This window comes from Vibrio mexicanus (genome assembly GCF_001012815.1).
Classification (GTDB): Bacteria; Pseudomonadota; Gammaproteobacteria; order Enterobacterales; family Vibrionaceae; genus Vibrio; species Vibrio mexicanus.
The window spans coordinates 106860-126735 of record NZ_JYJP01000090.1 but is presented as its reverse complement, the minus strand read 5'-3'; the positions used below and the strand labels follow the sequence as shown (position 1 = coordinate 126735).

General features: G+C 45.9%; 12 protein-coding genes and 7 pseudogenes. 8 read left to right on the top strand and 11 right to left on the bottom strand.

The genetic code is table 11. The features are described 5' to 3' along the window. Window positions 1–80: 80 nt before the first annotated feature. From fadD to UA76_RS12910, 7 genes and pseudogenes are all read right to left on the bottom strand, one after another. Window positions 81–1774: pseudogene (fadD, locus tag UA76_RS12940) on the bottom strand (long-chain-fatty-acid--CoA ligase FadD). 127 nt (window positions 1775–1901) lie between these two features. Further along, window positions 1902–2771 (bottom strand): alpha/beta fold hydrolase, encoded by an 870-nt coding sequence (locus tag UA76_RS12935; protein ID WP_047046785.1) that lies wholly within the window; start codon window positions 2769–2771, stop codon window positions 1902–1904. A gap of 17 nt (window positions 2772–2788) precedes the next feature. Continuing rightward, window positions 2789–3348: pseudogene (locus tag UA76_RS12930) on the bottom strand (Slp family lipoprotein). A gap of 37 nt (window positions 3349–3385) precedes the next feature. Beyond that, window positions 3386–3688, bottom strand: coding sequence for a hypothetical protein (locus tag UA76_RS12925; protein ID WP_047046784.1), 303 nt, complete (start codon window positions 3686–3688; stop codon window positions 3386–3388). 79 nt (window positions 3689–3767) lie between these two features. Further along, a complete protein-coding gene (gene tsaB, locus UA76_RS12920; protein WP_047046783.1) occupies window positions 3768–4469 on the bottom strand; it encodes a tRNA (adenosine(37)-N6)-threonylcarbamoyltransferase complex dimerization subunit type 1 TsaB in 702 nt (233 codons plus the stop codon). A gap of 19 nt (window positions 4470–4488) precedes the next feature. Continuing rightward, window positions 4489–6401: pseudogene (locus UA76_RS12915) on the bottom strand (ATP-dependent DNA helicase). 154 nt (window positions 6402–6555) lie between these two features. Further along, window positions 6556–6756 carry a hypothetical protein gene (locus UA76_RS12910; RefSeq protein ID WP_047046781.1) on the bottom strand — a complete coding sequence of 67 codons (201 nt, stop codon included), beginning with the start codon at window positions 6754–6756 and terminating at the stop codon, window positions 6556–6558. Window positions 6757–6970: 214 nt separating this feature from the next. Between UA76_RS12910 and purU the strand changes: the two genes are divergently transcribed. Continuing rightward, window positions 6971–7804, top strand: a complete 834-nt coding sequence (gene purU / locus UA76_RS12905; RefSeq protein WP_047046780.1) for a formyltetrahydrofolate deformylase — start codon at window positions 6971–6973, stop codon at window positions 7802–7804. 40 nt (window positions 7805–7844) lie between these two features. Here the strand turns inward: purU and UA76_RS12900 are convergent, their stop codons facing one another. Next, window positions 7845–8195 carry a rhodanese-like domain-containing protein gene (locus UA76_RS12900; RefSeq protein ID WP_047046777.1) on the bottom strand — a complete coding sequence of 117 codons (351 nt, stop codon included), beginning with the start codon at window positions 8193–8195 and terminating at the stop codon, window positions 7845–7847. A 243-nt stretch (window positions 8196–8438) separates the two neighbouring features. On the opposite strand from UA76_RS12900, the gene UA76_RS12895 reads away from it, so the two are divergent. Continuing rightward, entirely contained in the window at window positions 8439–9293 is an 855-nt protein-coding gene (locus tag UA76_RS12895; protein WP_047046775.1) for a delta-class carbonic anhydrase, read from the top strand. Window positions 9294–9364: 71 nt separating this feature from the next. Here the strand turns inward: UA76_RS12895 and UA76_RS12890 are convergent. Next, window positions 9365–11375, bottom strand: a pseudogene (locus tag UA76_RS12890) (FAD-dependent oxidoreductase). A 258-nt stretch (window positions 11376–11633) separates the two neighbouring features. On the opposite strand from UA76_RS12890, the gene sppA reads away from it, so the two are divergent. After that, window positions 11634–13484, top strand: coding sequence for a signal peptide peptidase SppA (gene sppA / locus UA76_RS12885; RefSeq protein ID WP_047046773.1), 1851 nt, complete (start codon window positions 11634–11636; stop codon window positions 13482–13484). A 186-nt stretch (window positions 13485–13670) separates the two neighbouring features. Next, a complete protein-coding gene (ansA, locus tag UA76_RS12880) occupies window positions 13671–14684 on the top strand; it encodes an asparaginase (protein ID WP_047046772.1) in 1014 nt (337 codons plus the stop codon). 79 nt (window positions 14685–14763) lie between these two features. On the opposite strand, the pseudogene UA76_RS24745 reads toward ansA, so the two are convergent. Next, a pseudogene (locus UA76_RS24745) lies at window positions 14764–15030 on the bottom strand (YeaC family protein); the annotation flags it as partial. A gap of 102 nt (window positions 15031–15132) precedes the next feature. On the opposite strand from UA76_RS24745, the pseudogene UA76_RS12870 reads away from it, so the two are divergent. Then, window positions 15133–15953 (top strand): annotated as a pseudogene (locus tag UA76_RS12870) (DUF2989 domain-containing protein). Between the two features lie 62 nt (window positions 15954–16015). On the opposite strand, the gene msrB reads toward UA76_RS12870, so the two are convergent. Then, window positions 16016–16435 (bottom strand): peptide-methionine (R)-S-oxide reductase MsrB, encoded by a 420-nt coding sequence (gene msrB, locus UA76_RS12865; protein WP_047046767.1) that lies wholly within the window; start codon window positions 16433–16435, stop codon window positions 16016–16018. A 337-nt stretch (window positions 16436–16772) separates the two neighbouring features. On the opposite strand from msrB, the gene gap reads away from it, so the two are divergent. The 3 genes and pseudogenes from gap to rlmA all read left to right on the top strand — a co-directional run bounded on the left by gap (window position 16773) and on the right by rlmA (window position 19819). Further along, a complete protein-coding gene (gene gap, locus UA76_RS12860; protein WP_047046765.1) occupies window positions 16773–17768 on the top strand; it encodes a type I glyceraldehyde-3-phosphate dehydrogenase in 996 nt (331 codons plus the stop codon). Window positions 17769–18018: 250 nt separating this feature from the next. Then, window positions 18019–18899: pseudogene (locus UA76_RS12855) on the top strand (D-hexose-6-phosphate mutarotase). Window positions 18900–19000: 101 nt separating this feature from the next. Then, on the top strand, window positions 19001–19819 hold the full coding sequence (rlmA, locus tag UA76_RS12850; RefSeq protein ID WP_047046760.1) for a 23S rRNA (guanine(745)-N(1))-methyltransferase: 819 nt from the start codon (window positions 19001–19003) through the stop codon (window positions 19817–19819). Window positions 19820–19876 lie beyond the last annotated feature (57 nt).

The window sequence follows — 19876 nt, the reverse complement described above, 5'->3', positions numbered from 1 at the left end:
GCTTGTTAGGCTAGCATTCTATCATTAATAGTAGGTGGTTGCTTTGGCCTTAGCAAAAAGACCCTGTCGCCACCCTTTCATTAGCTTGCTTCGCGTTTCGCAAGCTCTGCTTCGTTCTCTTCACGAAGAACACGGCGTAGAATCTTACCAACGTTTGTCTTTGGCAGATCTTCTTTAAACTCAACGAGCTTAGGTACTTTGTAGCCTGTTAAGTGCTCACGACAGTGTGCAATCACTTCGTCCTTAGTTAAGCTTGGATCACGCTTCACAACGTAGATCTTAACCACTTCTCCAGATACTTCATGTTCTTGACCGATAGCCGCAACTTCCAGCACTTTACCGTGCATTGCCACCACGTCTTCAATTTCATTCGGGTAAACATTGAAGCCAGAGACTAGGATCATATCTTTCTTACGGTCGACGATATGTAAGAAGCCTTCCTCATCAAACTTCACAATGTCGCCTGTTGATAACCAGCCTTCACTGTTGATGACTTCTTTGGTTGCTTCAGTACGCTGCCAGTAACCTTGCATTACTTGCGGGCCTCTTACCTGCAACTCACCAACGCCATCACTTGCAACTGGGTTACCTTCTTCATCAACAATACGAACTTCTGTTGATGGCACTGGTAAACCAATTGAGCCATTGTAGTCCACAAGATCGTGTGGGTATGCCGCAACCAATGGAGAACACTCTGTTAGGCCATAGCCTTCCAATAGATAACAACCTGTCGTTTTCTTCCATTGCTCAGCGACCGCACGTTGAACGGCCATACCGCCGCCGACTGCAAGACGCAGGTTACTGAAATCAAGCTCGTGGAAATCTTCGTTGTTCACTAATGCGTTAAACAGTGTGTTCACACCTGTAATAGCGGTGAATGGGTACTTCTGAAGCTCTTTGATAAAACCCGGAATATCACGCGGGTTGGTGATCAGAAGGTTTCGTCCTCCCAGCTCCATGAACAATAGACAGTTCACCGTCAATGCGAAGATGTGGTAAAGCGGTAGAGCTGTGACCACCAGCTCACGACCATCGGAAAGCACTGGACCATAAGCCCTTTTGCTTGCATCACGTTCGCAATCATATTGCGGTGAGTCAGGATCGCACCTTTCGCCACACCTGTTGTGCCGCCGGTGTACTGTAAGAAGGCAATGTCATCGCCTGACATAAACGGTTTCACGTATTGTAGGCGGCGACCTTTGTGAAGCGCTTTACGCATCGAAATCGCGCCAGGTAGGTCATACTTAGGTACCATGCCTTTTACGTATTTCACCACGAAGTCTACGATTGTCCCTTTCGCTCTTGGTAACATTTGACCAAGGCTGGTTAAGACAACGTGTTTAACAGGTGTGTTCTCTACAACCTGTTCTAGGGTGTTGGCAAAGTTTGAAACAATCACGATTGCTTTTGCGCCAGAGTCGTTCAACTGATGCTCTAGCTCGCGCGGCGTGTAAAGTGGGTTTACGTTCACCGCAATCATACCTGCGCGCAGAACACCAAATAGCGCAACAGGGTATTGCAGCAAGTTTGGCATCATCAAGGCAACGCGGTCGCCTTTCTCAAGCTTTAACTCGTTCTGCAGGTAGGCTGCAAATGCTCGGCTGCGCTCTTCCAGCTTACGGAAAGTCATGACAGAACCCATGTTCATGAATGCTGGTTGGTCAGCGTACTTTTGTACTGACTGCTCGAACATTTCTACTAATGACGGGTACTGGTCTGGATTGATGGTTTCAGGTACGTCACTTGGGTAACGTGATAGCCATGGTTTTTCCACGGGAAAACTCCTCATTCTTACCGCGCTGTAAACGGTTAATATATTGTTATGATTACGACTTATACCATTTAGTGATCGTATTACAGCATAGGCGAAGCACTTGAGCACGTAACGCTCAAACACTTGTTTAAATTTTGTTAACTAAGCCAAATATTAGGTCACTTACTCTAACCGGAGACTCTAAGTGACAATGATGACCACCTTCGATGACAACCCGTTGACGCTCAGTACCTAATTCTCGCTCGTCGCCTCTTATTTCACTTTGGCTGTGTATGTGTTCAAAGCCTTGCTCTCCCAAAATGGTCAGCATGGGGCATTGAATCTCTTTCATCACCTGCGCAGCATGTGATGGCGACATCCGGTACAATGAGTCCGTTTGTAGTTTGCTGTCGTGTTTCCAAGCATAACGACCTTCAGCAGCGACAATCCCTCGCTTTACAACTGGGGCGATGAGTTCACCTGCGATTTCATTCACCTTTGCCCTGCGGGCAACCGCTTCTTCTACAGATGACAATAATCTACGTGGCTTTTTTCGGACACGGTCTCGACTCTGTACGCCTTGACGCAACCGAGAAACCGAACTTTCCTCTTGTTCCGAGAGCGGGCCATAACCCTCAATTTGAACAAGCCCAGAGACTTTTTCAGGAAACGCTGCACTATAGCAACTCGCGATTAATGCACCAAGCGAATGACCCACTAATAGACACCTGTTTGGCGAAAGTATGCGCAAAAACTGGTTAAGATCGTCGATGTAGTCATGAAAAGGATAAAAGTTACTGTTTGGCTTATGCGTTGAGTTGCCATGCCCCGGTAAATCGATGGCACAAAGGTGAAAGGAGGATGCAATGGCATGCAAAGCCAACATGGTTGTTTCAAAGCTTGCCGCGTTATCTAACCAACCATGCAGAAAAACAATGGAGATGGGGCTCATGTTGGCATCCCCTATTTCAAGCGCTGCGATATGGCCACTTGAAACAGGGTACTGATTCTCGAACATTTGAATGGGGGAACGCCTTATCTAACTTGTTGAATGACGCGCCCTTCTCGCGGCCCGTAATGGAAATCTCGACAGTAAAGGCTGCGGCAAGGGTACAAACCAAAGTCATCGTAATCATGCATGATAATACGTTCTTCAATTCGCCACAGATGGAAGCCCTTACTCTTTAGAACAGGAAAACGGTAATCATACTCACCCACTTTTGCGACTTCCGACTCTTGCTTTGGCCCAAGAAGGTAATTAATCGGCCTTGAGCTAGGCTAACAGGATCTACAAACCCATCCACGTACGCGACGAAGCGGCCTTCTGGGTCAAGATTGATATCTGGTTTGCCAACCGAGTCGATCGGCAGATTAACAACCTCAACGCGCGTTCTGTCTTCTAAGTTAGTCACGCTTGCAATCACGCCACCTAAGCGAACTTCTGCATCAGTGCTGTCTTTCATGTTCACCCACAACTGGTAATCCGTGACAACGGATTCATTCGTGGTATCGAGATTTTCCGGTAACGATGAACAAGCGGTAAGAAAAACGGAAAAGAGAGCAATGGTGAATATTTTGGGAGAGAACAAAGACATAACGACTCCAAGATACTGCAGGGTTGTAAGTGCAAAATTAGATGTAGATATCGACGCCAATCAAACGATTTAGTTCCTCTCGTTTGGCTTGATTCATCACATCCATATACTGTTCCATGGCTTTTCTTCCTCTGCCTTCCGGCAAATCGTACTGTAGATTGGGTTGCTTTAAGTCAGATTCATTAAGGTGTCGGATGGATTGAGAGACAGCGTTAGCCACCTTGGTTGGTTGACCAACAGAGGTGCCGGCTTCGGTTTTCTTAACCTGTTGACGATTCGCTTTATTCGAGCGATTCGAGCCCGGTATCGCCGCTGGGGGCAAACCGTTTATGGAAACCATAAAACTCCTTATCCCTACCTAAATATTCAAAGCAAAGCACAGTGAATACTCACCGTGCTTAAGCCTTCTAACTAAAGCTTTACTCGCGCCCCGGAAGCTTCTTCCAAGCCACTTTGTCACGCAGATAAACTGGGCTTGCTGTTTCTGCGTCAACGGTGTTGCCTTTGGCAAACTCAAATTGAGCCAAAAACGCAATATCACGCGCATCTGGGTACAGCACTTCACCGGCTTTTGTCGGCAGACTTAAAGGGGCTAACTCTTCTGCGTAAGCATCCCAACCAGTACCCGCTTGAGTCCACTCACCAGATGTTTCTTTCACTTTTTCAGCTAAGAGTGCTGGCGGAATGACGCACTCTGCATCAACTTCCACCCAATCGCCATCTTGTTGACGCTCAAAACGGCCCCAATACACTTCGCTCATGCGAGCATCAATCGCACACGCAACCTGCTCTGCGCTGTGAACGCGGTAACTACCTTGCGCCATTGCTTTAAGCGTTGAGACACCGATCATTGGAAGCTCAGCACCAAACCCTAAACCTTGTGCAATACCAATGCCAATTCGAACACCCGTAAAGCTACCCGGGCCTCGGCCGAATGCTAAGGCGTCGACATCCGCTAACTTAAGGCCTGCCTCTTTCAGTACTTCATCCACCATAGGTAGGATCTTTTTCGTGTGGTCGCGAGGGGCAACTTCACTGCAGAAGAAAGTTTTATCACCGTCAATCAGCGCGACTGAACAGTTTTCTGTCGCGGTGTCCAAGGCAAGAATTTTTGCGCTCATGAGTATCTCTGTTTCTTTTCTATTTTTGCTGACTTAAAAAGTCTTTAATAATGTTCAAATCCCGAGTTCTCGGTATCGATGGCAAACTAGCCAAAAAGATACCGCCGTAGTCTCGAGTTACTAAGCGATTGTCGCAAATGATCAATGCGCCGCGATCCGTTTTGTCGCGAATCAGACGACCTACACCCTGCTTGAGAGTAATAACCGCATCAGGCAACTGCACCTGAGCAAAAGGCTCGCCGCCTTTTAGCTGACAATCTTCGATCCGAGCTTTCAAAAGCGGATCATCAGGTGCCGTAAATGGCAATTTATCGATAATAACACAGCTTAATGCGTCACCTCTAACATCAATCCCTTCCCAAAACGCCCCCGTCGCAACTAGCAAGGCATTGCCCAACTCCATAAACTCGGCCAGAGTTTTTTGCTTACTGGTTTCGCCCTGCATAAGCACCGGTACAGTTAGAGTTTCTCTAAAGCGTTCACCTAACTCGCGCATCATGCTGTGAGAAGTACACAAAAAGAAACAGCGCCCTTGGTTTTGTTCAATCACAGGGCCAAGCAAACGCACCAGTTTTTCCGCCATGCCAGGGGAGTTCGGCTCTGGAAGGTATCTGGGCACGCATAAACGGGCTTGCGTCTGATAATCAAACGGGCTTGGTAAAGAGAACTGCTGGCTTGGAGTTAAACCTAAGCGAGAAGTAAAGTGACCAAAATCTTCACCCACCGCCAGTGTTGCGGATGTGAAGATCCATGAACCTTGCTTCATCTCTATCTGTTCATGAAACTTATCTGCCACCGAAAGCGGCGTGATGTGTAAACTGAAATGGCGCGGCGTCGTATCAAACCAGTAAGAATATCCAGTAATGGAAACATCACAGACTCGATCAATTCGCCCTTTGATAAGATTGGCTCGCTCAAAGGCCGCATCGAGCAGTTGCGAGCGTCCAAGCGCCAACTTCAACACATCGACTGCAAAATCGAGGGTTTCCAGTAATCGTTCAACATCGCGTTTTATCGATGGCGAGTTCAAAGCCTCGCGCCAATTACCACGAAAGCCGGGCTCACCGAGAGTAATACGCATATCAGAACTGGTTTGAACCAACTTTTCTGCCACCTTCTGAAGCTGTCTCATGTCTTTGGCTTCAGTGCGATATCCAATTTCGATGTCTTTCGCAAGCTCTTGAATTTGGCGGCTCGACACAGATTGTCCGAAATACTGACTCGCGATATCCGGTAGCTGATGAGCCTCATCGAAGATAAACACATCGGCTTCTGGGATCAGTTCTCCAAAACCGGTCTCTTTAATGGCTAAATCGGCTAAGAACAAGTGATGGTTTACCACCACCAAATCCGCATCCAACGCTTTTTTTCTCGCTTTCAGCACAAAGCACTCACTGTATGCGGGGCACTCTTTGCCTAAGCAGTTATCGTTGGTAGAGGTAATGGTCGGAATAACAGGCTATCTTCAGCAATCTCTTCGCAGTCGCCGAGGTCACCAGTTTTTGTTTCTGACGCCCAACTGCGCACCTTAACCAGTTGAGACAATAACGTTGGGTCAGCATGATGGCCATGACTCTCAAGCATCTGCCTGCTTAAACGGTCTAAACACAGGTAGTTAGCCCGCCCTTTTAACAAAGCAACCTGCCCGTAGAAACCGAGTGCAGACGTCATTAGAGGTAGATCTCTATGGTAGAGCTGTTCCTGCAGGTTTTTAGAGCCGGTACTGATGATGGTTTTCTTGCCACTTAACAATGCAGGAACCAAGTAGGCGAAAGTCTTACCCGTACCCGTACCCGCTTCGACTACTAACTGACCTTCATCTTTGATCGCTTTATGAACGGCTTCTGCCATATCAAGCTGTGCTTGGCGTGGCTGAAAACCCGGTATTGCTTTACCCAGTGCACCATCAGAAGAAAAGGTTTTAGAAATCATGCCAGTATTAGAATCAATTAAGGGATAAAGATTATGGCAGGTTTACGAATCGGGCGCGAACCAATTTGATCGATTCGCGCCCGAGAAATTAGGAGTGTAGCACTCAGTATGGAAGTGCGTTGTTAAGTTGGGTTTATGCTACTTTCTGTTTAAACTACTTTCGATTCAAATAGCGAGATAGCCAAGCAGGACCATCGAATCCGTTGTCTTCAGACAGCATCGCTTTTGCTGCATCGGAAGGTGAAGCCTTGCTTTCCCACATTTCTGAAAGAAGCTGTTCATCAAGTTCATGGTCACCGACTAGGGCGCTCACGCGCTCGACATACAATTTACGGGCTAGAAGCTCTTTATCCATAAGTACCACCTTGAAACACTCTAAATTAGAGGAAAGAATCTCCAACAAAACACATTGAAAGCAACACTGAAACGCTACACCTGCAAGCGGTTTTTTGTTGAAACCAACGTGATAATAGATTAATTATAGCTTCGATACTGCGGCATGGTTCACCGTTCAACCGCCCAAAATTAATTTAAAGATCAAAAAAAATAATTCACGGAAGTTATAGGAAATGGAAAAGAAAACACTACTCACGCATTGTTCCGACGCGCCGGGGCTAATCTCTAAGATCACCAATATATGTTACAAGCATCAGTTAAACATTATTCACAATAATGAATTTGTGGATAATACCAGCGGTCATTTTTTCATGCGTACCGAGCTGGAAGGTTATTTTAACGATGAAACATTTCTAGCGGATCTAGACCAAGCTCTGCCTCAAGGCGCAAAGCGCAAATTGGTTAGCTCTTCTCGTAAACGCATTGTTGTTTTGGTAACGAAAGAAGCACACTGTCTTGGTGATATCTTGATGAAGAACTTCGATGGTAGCTTGGATGTGGAGATCGCTGCTGTTGTTGGTAACTACGATGTCCTACAAAGCCTAACGGAACGTTTCGATATCCCTTATCACTGCGTATCGCATGAAGGGTTAAATCGCGAAGAACACGAAGCGAAAGTCCTTGAAGTTGTCGATCAATACGAAGCGGATTATCTCGTTTTAGCGAAATACATGCGCGTACTGACACCTGGGTTCGTTGAGAAGTACAACCACAAGATCATCAATATCCACCACAGCTTCTTGCCAGCATTCATTGGTGCTAAGCCATATCAGCAAGCCTACGAGCGCGGTGTAAAAATCATTGGTGCGACGGCTCACTTCGTTACCAACGATCTTGATGAAGGTCCAATCATCAAACAAGACGTTATTCCTGTCGACCATAACTTTAGTGCAAAAGATATGGCGCAAGCAGGTCGAGACGTTGAGAAAAATGTATTGAGTAAAGCTTTGAACAAAGTGCTCAACGACCACGTATTTGTCTACGGTAACAAGACGGTTATTTTGTAATCCGACTTGACCTAAAAAAGGTGCTTGTAAGGCACCTTTTTTATTGATTTTCCAACATCTCTTGCAGCCCGCCCGCATTCTGAAGATTGGTGAACCCTTGAGCTTTCAGATACTGAAATGCCTGACCCGAGCGATTCCCGCTACGGCAGTACAAGACAATCTCTGTGTTCTTGTCTACCCCATTAAAATGCGTATCTAATTCAGCGAGCGGATAGTTCAAGGCATCCTCTAGATGGCCTTGTTCAAACTCTCCTGGTGTACGCACATCCACAACGAGTGCCCCTTGTTCTATCTTCTGCCAACCCACTTTTGCTCTTTCACTCGCCTGAACGGTTATTGAAAATAAAACAATGACAGCGAAAACAAACGTTCTGACTAGGCTTATTGACATTTTAATTCCTTAATTTACATAGAGTTAACTGGCTCATTTTATTATTGAATAATTCGGCTGTTTTTTAATGGACGCATCTTTTTATTTACAATTTTATGCAATGGAATACATAATATCTGAACATTTTTCTCATTTCATTCAAATAAGTATTTGCCTGTCACGAAGAGCACTTATAGTCATATTTCCAAATGGAAATTTGGATAAACAAAATACTAATTACTACAAGCTCAAATGGACAACGTCATGCATTTACATAAAGCCTCAGTCGTGGCTGTATTTATTGCAGCCTCATTTTCGACATCGGCAGAAACGAGTCAGATCGTCGATGATCAACACATTCAAAAACAACGTGCTGCGCTTGCGCAGAACACCAACGGAAAAGGGTACGGACCTCAGTCACCACGTAACATTGATGACCTATCAGGCAACAACCCGAATACTTTCAGCATAGCGCCTCAATCCACAGAGATGAATCTATGTAATATCCATTTTCACAAAAACGCTGAACATGCTGGCGGGGAGTTCAATAAATTTGCTGGTAACGGTGACGGCAATGGCTTTGGTACCGGTTATCGCTACAGCGGCTCTTTAAGTTTAAGTGAAGCAAAACGTTTTGACTCAAATGTATGTCGCAGCGATCATGGTGGCCTAAACGCCGGCGACACCATTGAAGTACACTTCGTACATACCACGGCCAAAGTCACACCAGGTGCCACGTTAGGTGCATGTTCAAACGACGCAACAGTAAACCCGCAGTTGCGTGTGGAAACCCAAGTGTTTGTTCTAGTCAACGACCGTAACGCTCTGAACTTCAATCAGCTGGCTAAAGTCTCCAAACGAAATGGTTATTTCCAAGCGACAAACATGCCAGATGACACTGGTAAGCCTATAGAGTACCTAGGTTCAACAACTGGCCCGGCATACAACACCAAAGGCTCGCCATATCAGGTGACTTGGAGCGTAAGACCAAAAGTGGCTAAAGTTGACTTACTCACCGTGGGTAACTGGTGTAAAGACAACATTTTCAACGAAGACCACGCACACGGTGTACGTAATTTGGTGGTCAACTCTGACTTGCTTTCAGACGCACAGATGTAAATCGGCCTCAATCAACACAAAAAGGGTAAGCCCACGCTTACCCTTTCATTTTTGTAGAAATATCCTACTTGCTAAAGTTTAATTGCAAGCTCGACGCCTTGTTTGATCGCACGAACGGCATCAAGCTCACCTGCATAATCGGCACCACCAATGACGTGCAGTGCGTCACCTAACTCTTCCCATTTAGCCTCGAAAGGCCTCACCGATTCTTGCCCTGCACAAATGATAATCTTATCTGCATCAAGTAGCTTTGATTGGTTATCAATCGACACATGTAAGCCTGAATCATCAATCTTGTCATAACTCACACCGCCAATCAGGTTTACGCCGCGCTTTTCAAGCGTTCGTTTATGAATCCAACCTGTTGTTTTCCCTGGGCCTTTACCCACTCGACCTTTGCGTCTTTGCAGTAACCAAACTTCCTTATCAGCCACTGAATCTGGGAATGGGAACAAGCCACCCGGTTGCTCCATCTCTTTATCGATACCCCACTCTTGCAACCAATCCTCAAGTGTATTCTCTTTGGCTCGGTAATCATGCTCGCCACATCGACGCCAATGCCACCTGCACCAACGATCGCCACCTTACTGCCTACCGGTGTCTTCTCTTTGATGAGTGTTTGGTAGTCCACGACTTTCTCGGCATTATCGATGCCCTCAATATCCACTTTCCGAGGAGTTACCCCTGTCGCTAACACAACGTGATCGTACTCTTTTAACTGTTCAAAATCGGCTTCTGTGTCGAGCAGCAAATTGACGCCTGTTTCATCAATTCGATTGGCAAAGTAACGAATCGTCTCGCGAAACTCTTCTTTGCCCGGTATTTGCATCGCAAGTCTAAACTGGCCGCCAATCCTATCATTACGCTCAATTAGATCCACACGATGCCCGCGCTCAGCTAAGGTGGTCGCGCAAGCAAGCCCTGCTGGTCCCGCACCAACAACAGCAATGCTTTTTGGAGTTGGAGTCGTATCAACGACCAACTCCGTTTCTCTACACGCCAAAGGATTGACCAAACAGCTCGCCGCCTTCCCTTTGAACACATTGTCCAAACACGCTTGGTTACAGCCAATACAAGTGTTGATTAAATGGCTTTTCTCTTCGGCTGCTTTGTTAACGAAAGCCGGATCGGCCAAGAACGGCCGCGCCATCGACACCATATCCGCTTGTCCTGAAGAGAGGATTCTCTCTGCCTCTTCCGGCGTATTGATTCGGTTGCAGGTCACGATAGGAACTTTCACGTAAGGTTTTACCTTTTCAGTTACCCACGTAAACGCGCCTCTTGGTACCTGAGTCGCTATAGTTGGAACACGCGCCTCGTGCCAACCAATACCCGTGTTGATAATAGTGACGCCGGCCTCTTCCAATGCTTGCGCCAGCTCAACAACATCTTCAAACGTACTTCCTTGCTCAACAAGATCGAGCATCGACAAACGGAATATGATAATGAACTCTTCACCAACTGCTTTACGGATGGACTTGACGATCTCGACTGGGAAACGCATGCGTTTCTTGTAACTGCCACCCCACTCGTCATATCGCATGTTAGTGCGTTTACACAAGAACTGGTTAATCAAATAGCCTTCAGAGCCCATGATTTCAACACCGTCATAACCCGCTAATTGAGCAAGAGACGCACTGTTTGCAAAGGCATCAATGGTCTTTCTGATCTGTCGACTGCTCATTTCGCTAGGCGCGAAGCGTGCTATCGGTGCTTTCATCGGTGACGCACTTTGGGCAAACGGATGCATCGCATAACGCCCGGCATGGAGGATTTGCAAAGCGATCTTGCTCCATGACGGTGAACGGCTTCCGTCACCACTTTATGAGCTTGCGCATGTTTTGGCTTACTGAATTCAGCGCTCATCGGATGCAAACGCCCACGTAAGTTCGGCGAGAACCCTCCGGTGACAATCAATCCAACGCCGCCTTTAACGCGTTCTTCATAAAAAGCAGCGAGTTTGTGCAGGCCTTCTTTATGTTCTTCTAATCCAGTATGCATTGATCCCATAAGGACTCGATTGCGTAACTGTGTAAAACCAAGGTCAAGCGGCTCTAGTAAATGTGGGTACATGGCAAACATCACTTTCTATTATTATTGTGGTCTGACCAGAATAATAAGCGCCAAACAAAAAATCAAACACGCGTTTACATTTTTGTAACACCGATCATCTTCTACCACAGTTCGTAGAGATTGAAGCTAAACTAACTAGTGAAAATGTTTTGATTTACATCAATAAGTTGAGAGAGACAGAATGATCACGTACGATGGGGCTTCGGCTTAGATTTTCAAACTGAGCCATGACCTTACAAACTCACCACGCCACTTTGTGGAGCCATAATGAAAACGATCTTCAAATTTATTGGTCTGTTTTTTAAAGGGATTTGGAAACTCATCACCTTCATTAGACTAGCGCTTGTAAACCTCATATTTGTCGCCACGTTAGCGATCATTTACTTCGCATTCACGCAAAAAGACGTTCAACCTGTCGCACCTGTTCAACAATCCGCATTGGTACTTAACCTCTCCGGTCCAATTGTGGAACAAAGACGCTATGTGAGCCCTATGGACTCCCTTACTGGATCCGTTTTTGGACAAGAGCTGCCCAAAGAGAATGTTCTGTTTGATATTGTGGATACCATTCGTCACGCCAAAGACGACGATAACATTACCGGTATCGTGCTCGCATTGAGGGACTTGCCTGAAACCAATCTAACGAAGCTACGTTACGTTGCAAAAGCCATTAACGAGTTTAAATCTTCTGGTAAACCCGTTTATGCCGTGGGTGCGTTTTACAACCAAAGCCAGTACTACCTAGCCAGCTATGCCGATAAAGTGTACCTAGCACCGGACGGCGCTGTATTAATTAAAGGCTACAGCGCTTACAACCTTTACTACAAAACGCTGCTTGAAAAATTGGAAGTAAACACGCACGTATTCCGTGTGGGTAGTTATAAATCCGCTATTGAGCCATTCGTTCGCGATGACATGTCGGATGAGGCCAAAGAAACGGCTTCGCGCTGGCTTGGCCAACTGTGGGGAGCATATGTTGAGGACGTCTCAACCAACCGTCAAATCTCACCATCGGTTCTTAACCCTTCGATGGATGAGTTCCTAGCCCAGTTAGAAAGCGCTAATGGTGACGTTGCTCAGTTGAGCAAGAACCTTGGCCTTGTAGACCAACTTGCAACACGCCAAGAAATCCGCAAAGAGCTGATTGAACAATTTGGTTCAGACGGTGACGACAGCTACCAAGCTGTTAGCTACTACGACTACCGCATGAATGTTCAACCAAACATTGATGTTACGGCAGACGATATAGCCGTCGTGATCGCAAGCGGCGCGATTATGGACGGTACTCAGCCACGAGGGACTGTCGGTGGTGACACAACAGCCGCGCTTCTTCGTCAGGCTCGCAATGACGATAAGGTAAAAGCGGTTGTCGTTCGCGTAGACAGCCCTGGAGGCAGCGCGTTTGCATCAGAAGTAATCCGCAATGAAATTGTTGCGCTGCGTGAAGCAGGGAAACCAGTCGTTATCTCGATGTCGAGCCTAGCAGCCTCTGGTGGTTACTGGATTTCCATGAGTGCCGACAAGATTATTGCTCAGCCAACCACACTCACCGGCTCTATTGGTATCTTCAGCGTGATCACGACGTTTGAGAAGGGCCTTAACAACATTGGCGTGTATACCGATGGTATTGGTACTTCACCATTCTCAGGCGTTGGGATTACCACGGGCCTTACCGAAGGTGCTTCGCAAGCATTCCAAATGGGTATAGAACACGGCTACAATCGTTTCGTTAATTTGGTCGCAGACTCTCGTGGTATCGCTCTTTCTGATATGGAGTCGATAGCCGAAGGCCGTGTTTGGACCGGGCAAGATGCGATGAAAGTGGGTTTGGTCGATCAAATGGGTGATTTCGACGATGCAGTAAACATTGCTGCGGAACTGGCTCAATTAGAGAGCTACAATCTTTACTGGGTTGAAGAGCCACTATCACCTGCTCAGCAGTTCTTCCAAGATATGATGAATCAGGTCAAGGTGCATGTTGGTATCGACATAAACGCCTACTTGCCACCAGCCTTGCAGCCTATCTCAAAACAGATGGCTCAGGATCTGAGTTTGCTGGAAACGTTTAATGACCCGAAAGGCCACTACGCATTCTGCTTAAACTGCGAAGTTCAGTAACCATTACCAAAAGCTCGTAAAAGTGCAGCCCTAGGGCTGCACTTTTTGTTTCACCAACCCAAAACCCGTAGTGCTTCCACTGCTATAGTGTAGAAATAACCACTTGATAGTGGAATGTTATAGCAACCTAGGGGAGCAGCAGTTTATAATTACGGCCTGTTCCCGATTCACAGTACGATTTGCCTCATGACTAGAAAACACATCTACATCGCTTACACCGGCGGCACCATTGGTATGCAAAAGTCCGATCACGGCTATATTCCAGTCGCTGGTTTTATGGAAAAACAGCTAGAGAGCATGCCTGAGTTCCATCGACCAGAAATGCCTGAATACACCATTCATGAATATGAGCCACTGATCGATTCTTCTGACATGACTCCGGCGGACTGGCAGCAAATCGCTGACGATATTGGCGACAATTACGACAAGTATGATGGCTTCGTGATCCTTCATGGTACAGACACCATGGCATATACTGCCTCCGCACTATCTTTCATGCTGGAAAATCTAGGTAAACCGGTCATCGTGACAGGCTCACAAATCCCATTGGCCGAGCTTCGCTCAGATGGGCAAGCGAACCTACTTAATGCCCTACATCTTGCGGCAAACTACCCAATTAATGAAGTCACGCTGTTTTTCAATAACCAGCTGATGCGAGGTAATCGCAGTACTAAATCTCACGCTGACGGTTTTAATGCTTTCACTTCCCCTAACCTTCCGCCACTGCTGGAAGCGGGTATCAGTATCAAAGTCAGCAATGGTGTCGAAATCAACAAAGCGCCAGAGGGTGAGTTCAAGGTTCACAATATTACGCCGCAACCTATTGGCGTAATTACCATGTATCCAGGTATTTCTCATGAAGTGATTCGAAACACCTTACTTCAACCTGTGAATGCGATGATCTTATTAACATTTGGCGTTGGTAATGCACCGCAAAACCCAGAACTCCTCGCTCACCTTCAAGACGCCTCTGAACGCGGCGTGATTGTGGTGAACTTGACGCAATGTCTGGCAGGTAAAGTTAACATGGGCGGTTACGCAACGGGTTGTGCGTTAGCCGATGCTGGTGTAGTCAGTGGCTACGATATGACGCCAGAAGCAGCTTTAGCTAAACTGCATTATCTTCTCAGCAAGAATTTAAGCTACGAGGAGGTGAAGCAAAAGATGCAAGAAATCCTTCGTGGTGAAATGAGCTTGTAACCAAGCCAATTGATGAAATAAAAAAACCGCCAATGGCGGTTTTTTTGATTTTCAGGGCGTTAAATTTAGCTTCTAGTTTCACTCGAGCAATATCTTCGGCCCCTTGCTGAAACTGTTTTTTCAGTTCAGATTTCGACTTAAAACTAATTTCGCCTCCTGCGGCGACTGTCATATGTTGAGCATCTGAATTATGCTTAGATTGATACAACATCACAGCTTGCATGCATGAGTCTCGCTGTTCTTGAGAAAGTGGTGTACCTTCAGGCCACTTACCAGTTTCGACAGCATACTGTAAACGCTCATAAACTTCAGGTGTCATAGCGTCTATTAACTGCTCAGCATTCATAGTTGATTCCTTGTCTATTCTGTACTGTGCAAACATAGCGTTCTCGCTATTTGAGTCAAGGATTGACAAAGAAATAAGAGTAATCGATCACAAGCAAAATTTATGAAGATAGCCAAACTACTCATCGCCCTACCTAGCCTCATCGTATTGAGTGGCTGTTTCGAGGATCGCAGAAATACAGAGCAACTGTGTAACGACCACCCAGAGCTGCGCTGTGAAAAGCTCAACATCAATGACGGCCAGTGCCGCCTCCCTAGAACTGACCTGATTTGGCACCGTTTCGAAGTTCACAAAAGTGGCAGCGATGCGAATAAAATTAAAGAGTATGCCTAGTAAGCGAATACAAACGCTGTCTAGAGCTTGCGTCTCAGATCCAACCTATCGATCAAAACAACGTAAAACAAAAACGTTTTGATGCCTTAATGCACTCTTCAGAAGAACAAGAGCGTATCGTTAGCGAACTGAGTCTCAGCCGTTCCCCAGAAACTCTATACTTCTTGTGGAGTCAAACAGGTGACGAAGACGCTCAGCGTGAGTTTCTGCAAATGGAAGGCTCACCTAAGCTCGAAACGGCAGAAATGCAGTACGCATTAGCGACCTTCTACACCAACCGAAATCAAGAAAAGACCTTGCAGCTACTTAATCACGCGTTAGAGCTGTCTGGCAGAAGCAACATCAATACTGAAATCTTCAAGTCACTGGCCAGCACCTACTATAAAGAGAACCAGAGAGAGCTTGCGTATATTTGGGCAAAAGTCGCTGAGTCGTTTGAGATACAAATTGTGTCAGATAAAGAACTGCAGCTACTTTATGGTTTTAACAAAGAGAAGTTCCAGAAGTTAGATGCGATTGCTGACGATGTTGAAGAGATGGTGCGGGCGGGTAAATATATGCAGTCGAGCCTACCGACTAAGTTTGACTAAAGTAGAATTGACATTTAGTAGGCTCAACTTACAAATGAAAGGATAAAACATTAAGCGGTGACCTAGTCACCGCTTTTTTGTGTTATGTTGAAAGTTAACGACACAGAGTTGACACAAAACCTTTCTCCCGTTGTGGGCGGGCCATCAGGAAAAACATGCCCTAAATGGCTGTCGCAGGCCTTGCATCGGATCTCAATTCTTCTCATTCCGTGACTCAGATCTTCTAAATAACGGATGGCTTCGTCATTAATTGGGGCGTCAAAGCTCGGCCACCCACAACCAGAATCGTACTTGTTGCTTGAATCAAACAACTCGGAGCCGCAGCAGGTACAAGTATAAATACCGGTGTTTTTGTTATGTAGTAACTTGCCTGAAAAAGGCGCTTCTGTACCTTGTTCTCGGCAGACGCGATATTCTTCATCAGAGAGCACCTCGCGCCAATGTTCATCAGGCTTTGCAAGAGATTTACGATCTTTATCCATTCGACTTTTTGTTCCCATTCTCAATTATAGTTATGACTTTTTTTGCTAAATACTTGCTAACATCTTATGTTGTAGCACATACTTCTTGCTGGTAAAGTTTTGTACAGGATGTAACAAAATTTTCAGGCTTACCTGAACATTTTACGCTAACTGGAAAAGAGAAAAACCAGTTATTGAGATTAAAAAACGTTCATTTGCGACTAATTGTGAAAAAAAGCGACAATTTTTTTTGACATTAAACAAGTTAAGCCTGATTATCGGTTGCAGTTGAAAACTGGATTTTGTAATTTTACTACCAGTTATCTTAAAACAGAAATTAAGTTGTGGAGCAACTATAATGACTATCAAAGTAGGTATTAACGGTTTTGGCCGTATCGGTCGTTTCGTATTTCGTGCAGCGCAGGAGCGCAACGACATTGAAGTAGTAGGTATCAACGATCTAATCGACGTTGAATACATGGCATACATGCTTAAGTACGACTCAACTCACGGCCGTTTCAACGGTACTGTTGAAGTTGAAGGCGGTAACCTAATCGTTAACGGCAAAACTGTACGTGTAACTGCAGAGCGTAACCCAGAAGATCTTAAGTGGGATGCAATCGACGTAGACGTAGTTGCTGAAGCAACTGGTCTTTTCCTAACTGACGAGACTGCACGTAAGCACATCACTGCTGGCGCGAAGAAAGTTGTTCTAACTGGTCCTTCAAAAGACGCTACTCCAATGTTCGTTATGGGTGTTAACCAAGACACTTACGCTGGTCAAGACATCGTTTCTAACGCTTCTTGTACTACTAACTGTCTAGCGCCTATCGCTAAAGTTCTTAACGACGAGTTCGGTATCGAATCTGGTCTTATGACTACAGTTCACGCAACTACAGCTACTCAAAAAACTGTAGACGGTCCTTCTGCTAAAGACTGGCGCGGTGGTCGTGGTGCTTCTCAAAACATCATCCCATCTTCAACTGGTGCTGCTAAAGCTGTAGGCGTTGTTCTTCCAGAACTAAACGGCAAACTAACTGGTATGGCTTTCCGCGTACCAACTGCTAACGTTTCTGTAGTTGACCTAACTGTTAACCTTAAGAACGGTGCTTCTTACGAAGCTATCTGTGCAGCTATGAAGTCTGCATCTGAAGGCGCTCTTAAAGGTGTTCTAGGTTACACTGAAGACCAAGTTGTTTCTCAAGACTTCATCGGTGAAGTTCAAACTTCAGTATTCGATGCTAAAGCTGGTATCGCTCTAACTGACAACTTCGTTAAAGTTGTATCTTGGTACGACAACGAAATCGGTTACTCAAACAAAGTTCTAGACCTAATCGCTCACATCTCTAAGTAATTCGTTACTTTAAGATAAGCGTTTAGCGCAGAATCTTGTTTAAAGGCGGCTCTCGAGCCGCCTTTTTGTTATCTATTGTTTAGTGCAGCAACTGTTTAGTGCAACAATCTGTTTACTGCAATAAGCGCAAGCGTATTCAAAACACTAGCCAGTATTCCCATGGTTCATCCATTGTGTTGCTTAATTACGTAATGGCTCTCTTTGTGATGGGCAATAGGAATACTATTTAGATGTTATCGAGGACATAGTAATGGACTTATCTTCTCTCCCTACCCTACAGTACTGTCTGACAACGTCACCATCGCCCAGCATGGCGAACACAAAATTGTTCGTGTTATTCATGAAAAGGCGACAGCCGGTATCTCTCTATTTGGCGGTCACGTTGTTTCATTCAAACCTACAGGTCAAGAAGACTTAATTTGGATGAGTGAGCAAGCGAACTTTGACGGTAAAGCGGCTCTGCGTGGTGGTATTCCCGTTTGTTGGCCTTGGTTTGGTCGCATTGCAGCGCCAGCTCACGGCTTTGCACGCAATAGCGAATGGGAACTTGTCGAGCATCGAGAAACAGATAACGGTGTGATTGTTGCGCTTGGCTTACGCGATACGGGCGATACTTTTGCTATTTGGCCGTACCGATTCGAAGCCAAACTCTATGTTGAAGTGAGCAATGAGCTTAAAGTTACCCTAGATGTGACTAACACCGACGATGCACCTTGGACATTCTCTGGCGCACTGCATACCTACTTGAATGTGGCTGACATTACTAAAGCGGTGACAAAGGGTATGGGCCCAGAGTTTATCGATAGCTTGAACAGTAACCAGATCACTCAAGGTGGTCAAGAGCTCGTCCTTACCGATACGGTGGACCGTGTATACACTAAGCCGGAATCAGTGATTAAGCTGCACGACCCAGTTTGGAATCGCACCCTGACTGTCGAGAACCAAGGTCACAACAGCGCGGTTATCTGGAACCCTTGGGCTGAAGGTGCACAAGGTATGGGCGACATGCAAGATGATGGTTACCTAACCATGCTGTGTATTGAATCAGCGCTGCACGCACCATCCATTGAGCAAGGCAAAACCCTTCAACCGGGTGAAAGCCACCAGCTTGTTACTGTGATTGCCGCATAAGCTTTCCGTACTCACGAATTGTAAGGGCAGGTCTTCCTGCCCTTTTTATTTGCTTCAGTAACCGTTAAAATCCCGTCTCACCTTTGCCTACCGAGAATACTATGGCTTACCAATGTCCCCTGTGTCACCAACCTTTGGCTCTCAATGAGCGCACATTCCAATGTGCCGACAATCATCAGTTTGATGTTGCAAAAGAAGGTTATGTTAATCTCATGCCTGCTCACCATAAGCGTTCAAAAGATCCCGGTGACAACAAAGAGATGACAATGGCGAGAAGGGAGTTTCTTGGTTCAGGCTACTATGACACTTTGCGTGACAACGTGGCCAAGTTGATTGCCTCTTACTACCAAGAATCTGCTGCGACCCTGCTTGATATCGGTTGCGGCGAAGGCTACTACACGCACGCTGTAGCCAATGCGCTCAACGAGAACAATGAACAATCACAAGCGTTCGGCTTAGACATCTCCAAAGTGGCGGTACGTTTTGCGGCAAAACGCTACCGTAATTGTCAATTTAGCGTTGCCTCTAGCCACCGCTTACCGTTCAATGATCAAAGCCTAGATGCGGTTTTGCGCATTTACGCTCCTTGCAAGCACGAAGAGCTGCAACGCTGCATTAAATCTGGTGGGCGACTCTTCACCGTCACCCCTGCGTCTCGTCATTTATACCAACTTCGCGAGCGAATCTATAACGATGTAAGGCTTCATTCAGAAAACCCTGAAGAGATAGATGGCTTCCAGCTTGAAAGAGAAATTCCTCTGAATTACGACATGGATTTACTTAATGGTGATGGCTTCAACCTACTGCAAATGACCCCATTTGCGTGGAAAGCGAGCGAGGAGTTAAAATCGGAACTCAAATCCCTCGAACACTTTTCGTGTGAAGCCGACTTCATGATTCGAATCTACAGAAAATCATAGCCTTATCAAAAATATCTATGGCAGCAGTGCATATCACTTCTGCCACGACTCCTTTTA

Bases quoted from the DNA above. Each gene is read 5' to 3' on its own strand.
- UA76_RS12935 (WP_047046785.1), bottom strand. From the start codon at position 2,771: ATGTTCGAGAATCAGTACCCTGTTTCAAGTGGCCATATCGCAGCGCTT.
- UA76_RS12925 (WP_047046784.1), bottom strand. From the start codon at position 3,688: ATGGTTTCCATAAACGGTTTGCCCCCAGCGGCGATACCGGGCTCGAAT.
- tsaB (WP_047046783.1), bottom strand. From the start codon at position 4,469: ATGAGCGCAAAAATTCTTGCCTTGGACACCGCGACAGAAAACTGTTCA.
- UA76_RS12910 (WP_047046781.1), bottom strand. From the start codon at position 6,756: ATGGATAAAGAGCTTCTAGCCCGTAAATTGTATGTCGAGCGCGTGAGC.
- purU (WP_047046780.1), top strand. From the start codon at position 6,971: ATGGAAAAGAAAACACTACTCACGCATTGTTCCGACGCGCCGGGGCTA.
- UA76_RS12900 (WP_047046777.1), bottom strand. From the start codon at position 8,195: ATGTCAATAAGCCTAGTCAGAACGTTTGTTTTCGCTGTCATTGTTTTA.
- UA76_RS12895 (WP_047046775.1), top strand. From the start codon at position 8,439: ATGCATTTACATAAAGCCTCAGTCGTGGCTGTATTTATTGCAGCCTCA.
- sppA (WP_047046773.1), top strand. From the start codon at position 11,634: ATGAAAACGATCTTCAAATTTATTGGTCTGTTTTTTAAAGGGATTTGG.
- ansA (WP_047046772.1), top strand. From the start codon at position 13,671: ATGACTAGAAAACACATCTACATCGCTTACACCGGCGGCACCATTGGT.
- msrB (WP_047046767.1), bottom strand. From the start codon at position 16,435: ATGGATAAAGATCGTAAATCTCTTGCAAAGCCTGATGAACATTGGCGC.
- gap (WP_047046765.1), top strand. From the start codon at position 16,773: ATGACTATCAAAGTAGGTATTAACGGTTTTGGCCGTATCGGTCGTTTC.
- rlmA (WP_047046760.1), top strand. From the start codon at position 19,001: ATGGCTTACCAATGTCCCCTGTGTCACCAACCTTTGGCTCTCAATGAG.